At 60.6% G+C, this 14,733-nt stretch carries 10 protein-coding genes; 3 read left to right on the top strand and 7 right to left on the bottom strand.

Annotated elements, in window-relative coordinates; all coding sequences use genetic code 11:
• Nucleotides 1–79: 79 nt before the first annotated feature.
• A complete protein-coding gene (locus PMI03_RS25175) occupies nt 80–4,417 on the bottom strand; it encodes a non-ribosomal peptide synthetase (RefSeq protein ID WP_007700260.1) in 4,338 nt (1,445 codons plus the stop codon).
• Nucleotides 4,418–4,640: 223 nt separating this feature from the next.
• Here PMI03_RS25175 and gntB point away from each other — a divergent pair, with 223 nt between their 5' ends.
• From gntB to PMI03_RS25160, 3 genes are all read left to right on the top strand, one after another.
• Nucleotides 4,641–5,651 carry a guanitoxin biosynthesis L-arginine gamma (S) hydroxylase gene (gntB, locus tag PMI03_RS25170; RefSeq protein WP_007700257.1) on the top strand — a complete coding sequence of 337 codons (1,011 nt, stop codon included), beginning with the start codon at nt 4,641–4,643 and terminating at the stop codon, nt 5,649–5,651.
• Nucleotides 5,652–5,729: 78 nt separating this feature from the next.
• On the top strand, nt 5,730–6,485 hold the full coding sequence (locus PMI03_RS25165; RefSeq protein ID WP_007700251.1) for a thioesterase II family protein: 756 nt from the start codon (nt 5,730–5,732) through the stop codon (nt 6,483–6,485).
• A 69-nt stretch (nt 6,486–6,554) separates the two neighbouring features.
• Nucleotides 6,555–6,941 (top strand): tautomerase family protein, encoded by a 387-nt coding sequence (locus tag PMI03_RS25160; RefSeq protein WP_007700248.1) that lies wholly within the window; start codon nt 6,555–6,557, stop codon nt 6,939–6,941.
• A 42-nt stretch (nt 6,942–6,983) separates the two neighbouring features.
• Here the strand turns inward: PMI03_RS25160 and PMI03_RS25155 are convergent, their stop codons facing one another.
• From PMI03_RS25155 to nac, 6 genes are all read right to left on the bottom strand, one after another.
• Nucleotides 6,984–8,129, bottom strand: coding sequence for an acyltransferase family protein (locus PMI03_RS25155; protein ID WP_309574481.1), 1,146 nt, complete (start codon nt 8,127–8,129; stop codon nt 6,984–6,986).
• A 171-nt stretch (nt 8,130–8,300) separates the two neighbouring features.
• Entirely contained in the window at nt 8,301–9,002 is a 702-nt protein-coding gene (locus PMI03_RS25150) for an HpcH/HpaI aldolase/citrate lyase family protein (RefSeq protein WP_007700242.1), read from the bottom strand.
• 10 nt (nt 9,003–9,012) lie between these two features.
• The gene (locus PMI03_RS25145; RefSeq protein ID WP_007700239.1) at nt 9,013–9,822 is read right to left on the bottom strand and encodes an SDR family oxidoreductase; all 810 of its coding nucleotides are present in this window, start codon (nt 9,820–9,822) and stop codon (nt 9,013–9,015) included.
• A gap of 9 nt (nt 9,823–9,831) precedes the next feature.
• Nucleotides 9,832–11,508 (bottom strand): hydantoinase B/oxoprolinase family protein, encoded by a 1,677-nt coding sequence (locus PMI03_RS25140; protein ID WP_007700235.1) that lies wholly within the window; start codon nt 11,506–11,508, stop codon nt 9,832–9,834.
• A gap of 10 nt (nt 11,509–11,518) precedes the next feature.
• Nucleotides 11,519–13,582, bottom strand: coding sequence for a hydantoinase/oxoprolinase family protein (locus PMI03_RS25135; protein WP_007700233.1), 2,064 nt, complete (start codon nt 13,580–13,582; stop codon nt 11,519–11,521).
• 154 nt (nt 13,583–13,736) lie between these two features.
• Nucleotides 13,737–14,675 carry a nitrogen assimilation transcriptional regulator NAC gene (gene nac / locus PMI03_RS25130; RefSeq protein ID WP_007700231.1) on the bottom strand — a complete coding sequence of 313 codons (939 nt, stop codon included), beginning with the start codon at nt 14,673–14,675 and terminating at the stop codon, nt 13,737–13,739.
• Nucleotides 14,676–14,733 lie beyond the last annotated feature (58 nt).

Genomic DNA, 14,733 nt, shown 5'->3' with positions numbered 1-14,733 from the left:
GTGCCACGGTAATTCGGGACAGGAGGGAGGCCGGCGCGGACCGGTCGCTGCAGGACCGGTCCGCGCGGCGGGGCAGCGCTCAGAGATGCGCGACGTCGTGGCCATCTGTGATAGCTTCGGCGAACGACGCGACCGTCGGGTAGCGGAACAACATATCGAGCGGCAAACGACGGCCCAGCGTCTTACTCAGTCGCGACATGATCCGCATGCCGGCAAGCGAGTGTCCGCCGATCGCGAAGAAGTCCTGATGCCGCTCGACCTTGTCGAGCTTGAGGACGTCCGCCCAGACCGGTGCGATCAGCCCCTCCAGGGAACCGGCCGCGATGTCCGGCACATCGGCGGAAATGGCGGCCAGCTGCGGTGTGGGTTCGGACAGCGCGCGCTTGTTCGGGTTGTCGCTGGATGTCGTCGGGCTCGGTTCGATCGAGTGGCCGCGCACCGGCGAAGTATGGTCAGGCAACGATTGCCGCGATACCTCTCCACCGCTTTTTATAGCCTCGGCGAATGATGCGACTGTCGGATAGCGGAACAGCATGTCGAGCGGCAGGCGACGGCCTAGCGTCTTGCTCAATCGTGACATGATCCGCATGCCGGCAAGCGAATGTCCGCCGATCGCGAAGAAATCCTGATGTCGCTCGACCTTGTCGAGCTTCAGGACATCCGCCCAGATCGGCGTGATCAGTCTCTCGAGAGAAACGGCTTCAGTATCCGGCTCGTCGACGAAAACGGGGTTCGGCTGCGCAGCGAGCTCGAGCAGTGCGCGCTTGTTCAGCTTGCCGCTTGGCGTCGTCGGAAGCCGCTCGATCGAGTAGACGTTCAGGGGTACCATGTAATCGGGCAATGCCTGCCGCAATGCGTCGCGGATCGCCGACCCCGAAAGGGTTACGCCGCGCACCGGGGCAACGAAGGCGACGAGCTGCTTGTCCACGCCCTGTGCACGCACGATCACCGCGCAGTGCGCGACACCTTCGAGCCCTCGGATTGCCTGTTCGATCTCGCCCGTCTCGATGCGGAAACCACGGATCTTGATCTGGCTGTCGCGGCGCCCGAGGAACTCGACCTGACCGTCAGTCGTCCAACGTCCAACATCGCCGGAACGGAACAGCGTGTGCTCGGACAGCCATGGCAGCCGCACAAAGCGCTCCTTGCTCAGTTCAGGGCGTTTCAAGTATTCGCCGGTCACGCCGCCACCGACGTAAAGTTCGCCCGGCACGCCTTCTGACGCCAGATTGCCGAATACATCGACCACGTAGAGATCGCGATGCGCGATCGGGCGGCCGATGAGGGCACGGCCGCTCACCTCCTCCGCCGCGTCGAGCGTGTAGGCGGTGGTGAACACTGTCCCCTCGGTCGGTCCGTAGGCAATAGTCAGCTGGCGGCCGCCAGACGCGAAGAACGCACGCATGGCATCGGCGGACACCACGTCGCCGCCGGTCAGCACGCGCCGCGCACCCGCCAGCACCTCCGGATGCTGCTCCACCATCCCCTGGAACAGCGCCGATGTCAGCCACAGGATGCTTACCTGCTGCGTGGCAAGCGTATCGCCCAGTTCCTCGAGGCTCGCGAGTGCGCCGGGCTGGACGACGAGTTGCGCGCCATTCAGCAGTGCACCCCAAATCTCGAATGTGGATGCGTCGAACGCAAGCGGCGCGAACACTAGCAACCGGTCATCCTGACCGATCTTCAGGTAGTCGGTGTTGGTCACCAGGTTGATGACCGCGCGATGATCACTCGCAGTGGCCTTTGGCTCGCCGGTGGAGCCTGATGTGAACATGTAGTAGCACCGCGCGTCGGTATCGACGCGCGGTCGGCTCGCGGGCCGGACGCCGGCCAAGGATTCAACCAATGTGCCGTCAATGCGATGCACGGCGATGTGATCGGCGAATGCCGGCGCTGAGGCATCGACGAGCACATGCGCGACGTCTGCCTCGCGCAGCTGCCAGTCGCGGCGCGAGGCGGGCAGCGTGGCGTCGATGGACAGGTAGCAGCCGCCAGCCTTCAGGATGCCAAGCAGCGCCGCAATAAGCCATGGTGAGCGTGGCATGCACACCGCAACGGCTTCGCCGGGCTGCACGCCGTTGCTCAGTAGCCGCTCCGCGATTTCGTTCGCTCTCGCGTCGAGCTCCGCATAGGTCCAGACGCACACGCCGCTGCGCACGGCGACGGAATCGGGCTGTATCACCACCCAACTCTCGAAAATTTCATGCAGCGTCGACTGCCGGCACAGCGGACGCACGCCTTCGCTGATCGCGCGGAGGTGGTTGTCGTCGAGCGCGGCACCCGCCTGTTGGAGCGTCGTGTCCAACGACGCTGCGGCGGCATCGAGCATCCTCGAGAAGTCTTCCACCAGCAGTTTCACGGCATGTTCCGAGAACAGATTCGATGCGTAGCGGACACTCAGCACCGGGTCGTCACCCTCAGTCTGTACGATCATCTCGATGCGGGCGCGACCGCTAGCGGATATGCCCTCCACGTCGTCTGCGACGCCGAACGCCGATTGCAGCAGCGACGCGGCCGACCGCCCCGAGCTTTGCTGCCACGCATCGATTACGGCGGACAACACGTCCGGCGAGCGAGCATAGTGATCGCATGCGCGCCGGCACAGCTCCTCCGTCGTACGGAACGTAGCTGCAAACGAGGCCGTTGGATCTACATGCACAGCAACCGGCAGGAGCGTCTTTAGTGCCTGGACGTCGTTGTCGGCGACAAGACCGGCCAGCACATCGAGATTGCCTGAAAAGCGCGCGAGCGACGTTGCGTGCAGGGCGAATAGTGCTACGGCGGGTGTGATACCGACGGTCTCGCACGCCTGGCGCAGACGCTCAAGCGGTTCACGGGCAAGCGCGACATCAAACCGGTCGAAGCGAAGCTCGGTGCCGACGAGTGCGCCGAGTTGGTCGGGAATCAGTTCGCCGGCGTCGGTCTCGATTTGCGCCGCCCAGAACGCACCATCGTCGTCCTCGGCAGAAGCACGCTCATTGGTCGCCTCTGCGGCCGAGCTTGCATGCACGACATCCTTAAGATGCGTCTCAGGATTGGCGAGCCACGCATTGGCGAACGCAAAAAACTCGTCCATCAGCGAGACGACACCCGTCTCGTTCGTCGACGACGTCGAGTATTCGAGCAGGAACCGACCACCCGCTTCCGGCCGCGCTTCGTCGTCGAAAACGACGATCACGTTGAGGTCGAACTTCGCCGATCCGTTGCTGAGGCCTTCGACGATATCGACGTCGAGCCCGTCGAATTCAAGCTGACGGGTCATCGAATTATGGAAGCTGAACCCGACCTGGATATAGGGCAGCAGGTTCGCCACACGCGCGGGCTTGAGGTCGGCCACCATGCTCGAGAACGGCACATGCGAATAGGCGCATGCCGTGCGGATCTCATCCTTCACACGCTCGAGCAGCGTCGGCCAGCGCGTGTCACCTTGCAGCTCGACGCGCAGCGGCAACATGTTCACCAGCATTCCGATCGTGTTCTGAATGCCATGAATGTCGCGATTCGCGACCGCCGTGCCGACGATCTGCCGCGTGTTGCCGGACCGCGTTCCGACGACGGAGGCAAACAGCGAGAACATCGTTTCGAACAGCGTCGCCTTGTTTACCGATGCATAGTGCTTCAACCGGCTGGCAAGTTCGGCGGGGAATGGAACGGACACCGAGCTCCCGACGAAATCGAGCCCAGTGACACGCGCCTGCGCTTGCGGAAACGGCGAATGGCCGTGCGCAGACCAGTCGGTAAGACGACGCCGCCAGAACTCGCGGCCGACGCGTCCGGCAGACGAATCGAGCCATGCGCGCTCCCAGTTGCAGTAGTCGATGAACTGGATCGCGGGCTCCAGCGCCGCAAGTTCGGGACGGCCGCGTTCCTCGTTGTAGAAGTGACTCAGCTCGCCCAGGAACAGGCGGAATGACCAGCCGTCGTGAATGAGGTGGTGCTCGATGTGCAGCAGCGAATGGTCATGATCCCCATGTTTGAACAGCACCCAGCGCATCAGCGGCAGCGTTCCAACGTCAATCTTCTGTGCGGTCTCCATCCGGATCAGGGACGCGGCATAGGCATCGCGCATCGAGTCCGCCGTTTTCGACAGGTCGACGACCGGGAGCGTCACCTGCCACGCATCCTCGATCCGCTGCTGCGGCTCGCCGCCGTGGTCGACAAACACCGTTGACAGACTTTGATGCCGCTCCACGAGCCGCCCGAGGGCACGCTCGAGCGCGCCGATGTCGAGTTCGCCATGCAGGTTCAGCACGGCCTGGAAATTATAGGCGATGCTGTCCGGGACAAGCATTTCCAGAAACCACGCCTGCTCCTGCGACATCGACAACCGCGCCTCGGTACCTGTCGGGTACGTGCGTCCGGCTGCGTTGCTCAGTTGGTCGAAAGCATCGGCGCTTTCATCGACAAGATAGCTCATGAAGCACTCCTTATTCATCGGGCTGACGAGATTGCGGAATTGGTATTCGGCGCGAGCACAGGCTCGCAGCGAAGCGCAATGATTGGCCGTGGAAGGAAGACATCGGAGCGGCTACTCGCACAATCCGGGAAAAATCCCGCAGGAAACTTCCCGGACGATGAAGAAAAACCGATTTGTTAGCTTGCGAGCCACTTTAACGCGAAGTGTAAGCAAGGAGCTTGCCATGGAGAAAGAAGCGAAGGAAACACTGAATAAATTCAGGTTCAGCAGTGCGATAAAGGCCGATCTAAAACTTCTTTACGCGAATAACGACTGGCATTGGCTGCTCGGATGGACGGCCGATATCCTGGTCATCGCCGTCGCGGTCGGCCTTTTCAAGCTTTCCCCTTACGCCTATCCGCTGACTATTCTGCTCATCGGCTCACGGCAGCGTGCGTTTGCTTCCCTGTTGCATGAGGCGGCCCACATGACGCTCGCGCGCAATCGCCGGCTCAGCCGCTTCATCGGCCAATACTTGACCGGCCTGCCGGTGTTTCAGGACTTCGATTCATACCATCATTCACACGTCAAGATGCATCACCATTATCTTGGCGACCCGCACAAGGATCCGGACTACATCTACTACATAGAATCCGGCCTGCAGCGCGCGGAGGACCGGTTTGAATTCGTCTTCAAGCACCTTCTCAAAACCGTATTCCTGCTCAAGGTCATCAGCTATCTGAATTACCTTGTTCGCCATCGTCTGGCGGCACTGCTCGGCTCACCCATCGGCGCACTCAAGCTGCTCTCCGTTCATGCCATCATTTTCGCCATTTTCTTCGCGGCGGCGGGTCCAAGCGGATATGTCCTGTTCTGGCTAGTTCCCTATTTGACGACATTTCAGATCATTGGCTGGCTTTCCGAGGTGTCCGAGCATTTCGGCCTGTTGGGCAAGGAAGACGACGAACTCCTGGTAACGCGCAATCGCTTTCCCGCCTGGTGGGAACGGGCGTTCATCGGTATGCATGGTGACAATCTGCACCTCACGCATCACCTGCTCCCCGGCATACCCTACTGGAACCTGCAGAAAGCCCACCGGATCCTGATGCGCGACGAACGCTACGCGGTCGCCAACGGGCAAACCGGTGGTATTATTTCGCGCGGTAAGTATCCCCGTTCCGTCATGCGGCAGATTCTCGATGGCTATCGCGCGCAGCGACCGACCGCCCACAGCGCAGTTCGATCTGCGGCATGACGATTGGCGCGCGGCGAGCCATCGAAGCTCGCCGCGCCGGTTTGAAGGGCCGCACGTTCGTGTTCGAAAGGAAATATCATGAGTTCGTCCCGCTGGTTCGTTAACGGGCAATGTTCGTCCCCTCGGCTTCGCCTTTACTGCTTCAGCCATGCAGGAGGCGATGCAGCGTCCTATCTCGGCTGGCAAGCCGCATTGGCGCCTGACATCGAAATATCGGGCATACGGCTGCCCGGTCGCGGCAGCCGTTTTCACGAGGCGCCCTACCGGTCGCTCGACGATGCCGTCGCGGCCGTCACGCCAGTGATCGCCGCGGCGTCCGCCAGCATCCGCTTTGCATTCTTCGGTCACAGTCTCGGTGCGCTGATGGCATTCGAGGTCGCTCGGTCGCTCCGGCGCCAGCAGCTGTCAGAACCGACCGCGCTGATCGTATCGGGCGCGGACGCACCGGACACGCGCGATCCGCGACGACGCCTGAGCGCGCTCGGCGACGATGCGCTGCTCGACGCGCTGACCGCGTTCAACGGCATTCCCGCCGATCTCCTCGGTCAGCGCGAGTTGATGGAACTTTGCCTGCCGACCACGAGAGCGGACTTCGAAATGGTGGAAACCTATCGCTATGTGCCCGACGAGCCGTTGGCGATACCGATCGACGTGCTTGCCGGAAGAACGGACACGCACATACGCCTGGATCAGGTCGCCACATGGAAAAACCAGACGAGCGCGTCATGCACGGTGGAATGGTTCGACGGCGACCATTTCTTTATCGACGCGGAGAGGGATCAGGTCCTGCCTCACTTACGGGGCATCCTCGATTGCCGGACGCCGGCGCATTGAGCGCGATTTGCCGCAAAGCTTTCGGGCCGGCCAAAACGTGAAGGCCCATCTCGGCTTGAAAGGGAAATCATGCCCGCTGTCAGAATAGAAACGCGGCGCGGTTGGATTGGCGATCGTCGCCCCGACATTCTCGAGGCGGTGCAGCGGGCGCTTCTGGCGGGGCTGGAAGTCCCGAGTGACGACTGTTGCACCAGCCTTATCGAGTATGATGCAGACGCAATCATCGTGCCTCCCGGCAATGGACCGGCCTACTTGGTCATCGAAATCAAGCTGTTTTCCGGTCGCCCGCTCGACGCCAAGCGACGGTTGTATGCGGCGATGGTCAACGAGCTTTCAGCATTCGGCATTCCGGCCGGAGACATCGAAACCATTCTCGTTGAGATTGACCCGGTGAATTGGGGGCTGAGAGGCTTGCCCGCCTGCGAACTCGACCTCGATTTCAAGACCGATGGATGATCGCCGCAAAACTGACTGTTGCCCGGAGACGGAGACACCGAATTAAGCAACGCGAGCGCCGCTCCAGAGACGCCGGGAGACTTCCAGGCGCCGCTTCAGCTCATACGCCAGCGCACATATCGCAAGCGTCGCAACCACAATCGGAATGAAAGTCGAGGCCGACATCAGCCCGAGCTGATGCAACCCATAGGCAATAAGCAGCATGACCGTCTGGTGAAGCACGTAATAGGTGAGAATGGCCCTGTTCAAATAGCGAATAACGGTATTCTCCGAATTCAGCCACATTTTCGCATACCCGAGAATCGCGACGATCGCGCACCACTGGAAGGTACCGCCGAGCACCCTCCCCACAAGCCGTCGCCAGATTTCCGGCTCTCCACCAGGCAAGGTAGGAAAGAGTATCGAGAGAGACAACGCACATGCCAACGCCAGGATCAGGGCAGATTTTCGCATGCGGACAATCGTATCCCAGCAATCGCTGCGCGTGGCTATCACCGCGCCCAACAGGAACGACGCCAGATAGACCGCGTGGCTATACCAATCTGTCAGGATATCGAGCGTTGGGGGGAAAACTGGCCGCAAAGCGAGCCTCAGTAGAATGAATAATATGGCAGGCAGTATCAAGATCGACTTGCCCGCCAGCCAGGGCATTAACCAGTCCCCTGCTCGCCGCAACAGCCCCGGCCAGACCGACAGGGCAAGCGTCAGGATAGCCGTATACGCCCAGAGATAGGCGAGATACCACAGGTGCTGCATTCCCAGGAGATTGACCACGCCTCCATCCGGCAGCGGAACAGGCGTCAGGGTGAAATAATACCGGAAGACGTCCAGAAGACTGATATCCACGCCCAAACGGGCATTCAGGCAAACATACATCTGGGGCGGGATCAAAAGCAAAACGCCGACCAGCAATGGGGCCAGCAACTGCCTCGTTCGCGCACTCCTCAACGCTTCAGGAGCCTGCCGGGTCAGCAAAATCCCCGTTACAACGCCTGAGATCAGAAACAACAGCGACATGCGCCAAGGATGTGTCCACAGATAGATAACATCGAACATGGCAGAGCTATCTTGCGACTTCAGCAGAAAACCCCTGGAGTTGTACATCAAGCTGACATGATAGACGATCAGCAGCATGAATGCTGCGACCCTGAGAAAATCCAGATCATGCCGACGTGACATCGCTTCCATGGATTAGCATCTATATCGCAATCATTAATACACAGTTCATAAAAGCTGTTGAAATCTAACCGTGTAGTAGAAATGCGGATTTCATCTCCTCGATCAACGAAAAATTGCCATCAAATGCTCGCTTCGACAGGCTTCTAACCCAGATCGTAGCGAGCATGACCCCTGCTCCGATTATCGAGCCAGCGTCTGCTTGATACCAGCCAGACCACGGCGTAGGAACGGGTCCGAGTGGATATAAAAGAACTGGACGCCCTTATCGAGCCAGTGCAGCAGCTCCTCGGCAGTCGCAAGGGTCCCCGCGATCTTGCCGGCAGCCCGTATCTTCCCGACCGCGTAGGCCACTTTTTCGATGACTTCCGTCGGACGTGGCTCACCGAAGGGCGGGGCTGGCGGAAAGCCCATATTCTGCGAGAGATCGCCGGGTCCGATGAAGAAGACGTCGATGCCCTCCACAGCGAGCATTTCGTCAAGGTTGTCGATCGCCTCGAGGGTCTCGATCATGCTGACGACCAGACGCTTTTCATAGTCGGACGGCAAAGCGTATCGGACGGCGTCGACGACGGCGCGGGCCTGCTCGGCCGTGTCCACCATCGGCACCATGAGCCCATCGGCGCCGGCGTTCAGATAGCGGATGAGAACCGGCCGCTCATGCGAATGAGGGCGAACGATTGCAGCGCCGCCGACCGAACGGACGATCTGCGATGTCGCACGGACATCCTCGAAGCTCCAGGTGCCGTGCTCGCAATCGACGAAGATGGAGTCCGCGCCGAGCTCGACCAAGCGGGCTGAAAGGCCCGACGAAGAGTGGTGCGGGGTGAACATGGTGATGGTTTCGCCGGCTTGAAGCCGGGCGCGCAATTTGGCACCGTTCATGATGTTCCTCCTATTTCTCTTTCTTGGGCAGATCAGGCGTGTCTGCCGGCGCTCCCACCCAGCGCGCGGTCTCGATGTCGGCCGAGGTGTCGCGCATGAATGTCGGGCAGATATGGAGCTCTGGTATCATCGCTCCCTTCTGCAGGCTGGCGCAGAGCAGGATCGCTCTCGCAACGTCGTGCGGATCGAGCATGATGGCACGCTCAGTCTCCAGCGGCGGTCGTGCCCGGTTGTCCATGATCGGCGTATTGGTCTCGCCTGGAAGAATGGTCGTCGCGCGGATGCCCTGATTGCGGTAGGTGTTGTGAACAAAGGTCATGAAGTTCTTCACGCCCGCCTTCGCCGCGCCATAGGCTGCACCACCGAGCAGGTTCGGATTGAGTGCCGCCAGCGACGAGACCGTGATGACGGTGCCTTCTCCCTTGGCGATCATGTCGGGCAGGACCGCCTGCGTCAGATTGAAGACTGCGGTCAGGTTCACATTGACCGTTGAGTTCCATTCATCCTCGCCGAGGAAGCGTGCGTTCAGGACCTTGCTGGCGCTGCCTGCATTGTTCACCAGAATGTCCACCGGTCCGATGCCGTCGCGGATCCATTTCACCGCCGCGAAAATCTCCTCGCGGGATTCGATGTCGAGCGCGCGGGTAAACGCACTGCCGCCCTTTTTTTCGATCCTGGCGGCGACTTCGCGCAGTGGCGTCAGGCGTCGGCCGGTGAGGACGACACGGGCACCTTCTTTGGCGAGAAGGATGGCGGCCTCCTGGCCGATACCTGTCCCTGCCCCGGTGATCAGTGCGATTTTTCCGTCAAGCAGACCCATGACTTTCTCCTATTCAGCTGCGGCGGCAGACGTAGCCTTATAGCCATAAACGGCCTTTGCTGCCTTTGGCGTGATTAAGCCCTCGGCAAGGTCCTGCTCGATGATCTCAACGGACCGTTCCCTGGCGCGGCCCCAGCCACCGCCACCCGGCGTTTCGACCTCAAGGCGCTCGCCGGTCTTCAGAACGACCTTCCCCTTTGGGAACTGCGGCTTGCCGTCCTTCGATACTTTGCCGGCGGTGCCGTTCTGCCCTTCGACAACGCCGAAGCAGGGATGCCGGACGCGCTCGGAAGCAAGATAGATATTCATCGGGGTCTTGCCGAGATTGCGAAGGACCACCCGCTGCCCGAGGCCACCGCGATACTTTCCGGCACCGCCGGAGTCGGCGATCAACTCCTTGCGCTCCGTCAGCACGGGCACGGCAATTTCGAACATCTCGATTGCGGTTACCTTGCAGTTGGACGGGAAACTCAGCGTGTCCAGGCCGTCGAGCTCGGCACGCGCACCCTGGCCGCCATGGAAGTTCTGCACGGAACCATATTGCGAACCGTCGTTGCGCTGACCGACGCAATTGGCCGCCCAGATCGGTGCGCCGCCGCTATCGCCCATGACCTTGTCCGGAACGACGCCCTCCAGCGCCTTGAAGATCAGCGAGGGAATGACGTGACCAATCAGGTTGCGCGAATTGCCCGCGGTCCACTGCTGGGGGTTCAGGATGCTGCCAAGCGGCGCTTCGTCGGTGATCGGGACGATGCAACCTTCGTTGTTCGGCGTCTCGGGGTCGAGCAGGCACTTCAGCGCATAAACCGAATGGGCATAGCGGTAGTTCGTCCGGCAGTTGATCGAATGCAGAACCTGATCGGATGTGCCGGCATAGTCGACATGGATGGAATCGTCCCTGACGATGACAGAGGCCTTCAGCTTCACATCGACATCGTAGCCGTCGAGAAGAACTTCGGCGCTATAGGTGCCGTTCGGCCATTCGCCGATCGCCTTGCGGGTCTGGGCTTCTGAGCGGGAATGAATCGCCTCGGCAAGACCGTCGACGTCATCGAGACCATATTCATCGAGAAACTTCAGAAGCTCGCGACCCATGACGTTGTTGGCTGCGATCATCGATTCAAGGTCGCCCTTCACCTCCGTCGGCAGACGAACGGAGGCGGCGATGATATCGAAGACATCCTGATTGGGGACCCCCGCTTTCAGCAGCTTCACGATCGGGAAGCGGATGCCCTCCTCGAAGATGTCGCTCGCCTCGGAATGTAGCGGTGCGCCGCCAATATCGGGAAGATGCGCAATCGAGCCGGCATAGGCGACGACCTTGCCATTCTTGAAGATCGGCGTCAGCATCGTCACGTCGGGAAGGTGGCCGGTGCCGATCTCCGGATCGTTGGTGGCCAGCACATCGTCCTCTTCCAGAGCCTCCGCCGGGAATTTCGGCAGGAAGTATTTTTGCGCGGCGGCCGGAAGCGAGGTGATGAAGACCGGGATCGACCAGGTGCATTGCGCAAGTGCACGACCCTTGCTGTCGAGAAGGACGGTCACGTAGTCATGGTTCTCGCGCACGATCGGCGAGAACGCGGTCTTGCCGAGGACGTTGTCGGCCTGGTCCGCGATGAAGATCAGGCGATTCCACATGACTTGAAGATTGATCGGGTCGTTGAAATCGGTAGCGGGCTTCGACATCTGGGCCTCCTTAGAGAATATTGATCACGAGGTTGCCGTGGGCATCCACATGGAAGACGCCACTTGGGCCGACGACCGCGGTTGATTCACGCTGCTCGACGATCGCCGGGCCCTTCAACTCCTGACCGACAGGGAGCTTGTAATGGTCGTAGACCGAGGTCTCGGTATATGTCCCCAACTCTTGAAAGTAGACCTGACGGCTTCCCTTCCTCGCATCGGCAACCTCAGTCTCATGCGGACGGGTGACCTGATCCTTCTCACCACTGGCACGAAGACGCCAAGTGATGACTTCGACGGAGGCCGCGACCGTACGTCCGAAGAGCTCCCGATAAAGCTTGAAGAAATTGTCGAGAAGCTGCTTGAGGAATTCCTCTTGCGGCAGGCTGCGGTCGGGCAATGCGACCGTGATCTCGTGGCCCTGACCGACATGGCGCATGTCGACAGTATAACGGTTGGTGATCGTCTCCTTGGCAATGCCCACGGCGGAAACAACCTCCGCTCCCTGCGCTGCCAAGTCATCGAGCAGCTTGTTCATGCCGTCCAGATCCCATGCATCCACCGCCATCGGATGGCTTACGGACAAATCGACGGCAACGGGAGCGATCAGGAGACCGATCGCAGATGTCACACCAGCGCCGGTCGGGCAGATGACGCGCTTGATGCCAAGCTTGCGGGCGATGCCATAGGCATGGACGGGGCCGGCACCACCGAAGGCGACCATCGGCAGGGATCTCGGATCGACGCCGAGGTCCGTGGCGTGCATCGCGGCCGCCTTGCTCATGGATTCGTTGACAAGATCATGGATACCCCAGGCGCAGCGATCGACGCTGACATCCAGCGCATTCGCCAGCTTGGTCATGGCTCCCCGCGCGGCATCCTTTGATACCTTGAAGGAACCGCCAACGAAGGACTCCGTGCCCATATAGCCGAGCAGAATGTCGGCGTCGGTAACCGTCGGTTCGGTGCCGCCGCGCTGATAGGCGGCAGGTCCCGGAAGGGCGCCGGCGGAACGCGGGCCGACATCGAGCAGGCCGAGCGGGTTCTTGGCGGCGATCGAACCGCCGCCGGCGCCGATTTCGATCATCTGGATCGACTGGATCTTCAGGGGAAAGCCGGAGCCCTTGCGGAAGCGCTGGTAGTGCGCAACCTCGAGATCGGTACCGACCGTCGGCTCGCCATTTGGAATGAGGCAGAGCTTCGCGGTGGTGCCGCCCATGTCGAAGGAGAGGACACTGCCCTCGCCTGCAATGCGTCCGAATTCGGCGGCGGCCACGGCTCCGGCTGCCGGGCCGGACTCGATCAACCGAACTGGAAGCTCGGCCGCGCGACTGCTTGGAACCAGACCGCCGGACGACGTCATCCAGAGAACCTGGCGATCGATGCCCTTCTTCGCAAACTCGCGCTGAAGATGCGCGACATGGCCCGCCATTTGCGGCCGGGTATAGGCATTCACGACCGTCGTCGACGCGCGATCGAATTCGCGCATTTCGGGACAAACTTCCGAGGAAAGCGAGACGAAGATATCAGGGTCTTCCTCGCGCAGAAGGGCTGCGACGCGCTGCTCATGCTGCGGATATTTATAGGCATGAAGCAGGCAGACTGCGACGGAGCGGATCCCCTTTTCCTTCAACCGTCCGGCAATCTCGCGGACGGTTTCTTCCTTGAGTTCCGTCATGACCGAGCCATCGGCGGCGATACGCTCTTCCGCGCCGAAACTATTCGCGCGGGTGACCAGCGGATCGGGATACTTGATGTTCAGATCATAGAGATCGTAACGGCCCTCATTGCGGATACGCAACATATCCCGGAAGCCATCGGTGGTGATGAAGCCCGTCTCGACGCCCTTGCGTTCGAGGACGGCATTGGTCACGACCGTCGTCGCGCCCAGCACCTGCAAGTTCTCGATGGCGATCGATCCGGAGAACTGCTCCAGCAGTTCCGAGACGCCTTGCACGACGGCCTCCGCCGGGTTCTGCGGCGTGCTGAGGACCTTGTGAAGATGCAGTTCGCCGGTGTCATCCAGAAGAGCGAAATCGGTAAAAGTACCGCCGGTGTCGAAAGCCAGTTTTGCCATGTTTCCCTCAAAGCGACTGTGCGGCGCCGAAGCGCCGTTGTGCCTGGGTCCAACCTTGCGAACCCATTATCTGCTTAGAGGTTAGGGGACGGGGACTTGTGTTGGCCAACACAACTACAGTCTGCCGCCATAGGGTTTGCTTATGGCAAAACCTCTATACTGCGCGAATGCCTGGATGGTGACCGGCCATCAGTTTGCCGACAATTTCCAAAAGCACGGACCGTGCGGCAAGCGCAGGTTCGGAAAGTGGGAGATGGTCGGAAATGCAAAGCGATACGGTCGCCTCGATCACCGGCCGAACAAGCGCGCGAACCTCAGCACCCGCAAAGCCGGATGTCTCGGTGACCACCGAGGCGGGCAGGATTGTCGACCCCAGCCCGTCGAGAACGGCGGCACTGAGCGCGGGAACCGATTCAATTTCCGAAACCACGTCCGGCTCGGCTCGGGCTCTCGCCAGCGCCTCGTCGATAAGCCGGCGGAGAAGGTGGCCCTTGCTGGGTAGAAGCAGGGGGATCTGGTTCAGGGCTGACAATGGCAAGGGCTCACCCGCAGCGCCGGGAAGCGTTGAACCCGGCGGAGAAACGAGGAACATTTCTTCCCGAAAGAGCGGCTGCAGCGTCACGCCCTTGATCGGATTGGCCGAGTAGATCAGCGCCATGTCCATCTTGCCGGTCATGATCAATTCGCTGAGGATATGGCCGAAGCTGTCGTTGATATGAACGACGATCTTCGGATGCTGCGCCTTCATTTCCTTGATGATCGGCAGCGATAGCGCACTCGACGTCGAATACGTCGCCAGGCCGATGGACACGCGTCCGGCAAGAGATTGCGTGGATTGATTGATGTCGGTTTGCGCCTGCTCGATCTGCTTCAACAGCAGTTGCGCATGGCGATAGAGAATAAGCCCGGCTTCGGTCGGCGCGATACCGACATTGCTGCGGATCAGGAGCTTGTGCTTGAAATGCGCCTCAAGCGCCGCGATCTGCTGCGATAAAGCCGGCTGTGCGGTGCGCAGAATGCTGGCGGCGCGCGAAACGCTACCCGTATCGACGATCTTGACGAAGCTTCGCAGTTTTCTGAAATCGACGCTCATGGTTCCTGGCTTATTGTTTCGTGGAACCTAAGGCCTGTGGCAGGGGCGGCGCAAGCCC

The sequence above is a fragment of the Rhizobium sp. AP16 genome (genome assembly GCF_000281735.1).
Classification (GTDB): Bacteria; Pseudomonadota; Alphaproteobacteria; order Rhizobiales; family Rhizobiaceae; genus Rhizobium; species Rhizobium rhizogenes.
Note: the sequence above shows the minus strand (reverse complement) of the source record. Positions and strands in the feature narration are given on the sequence as shown.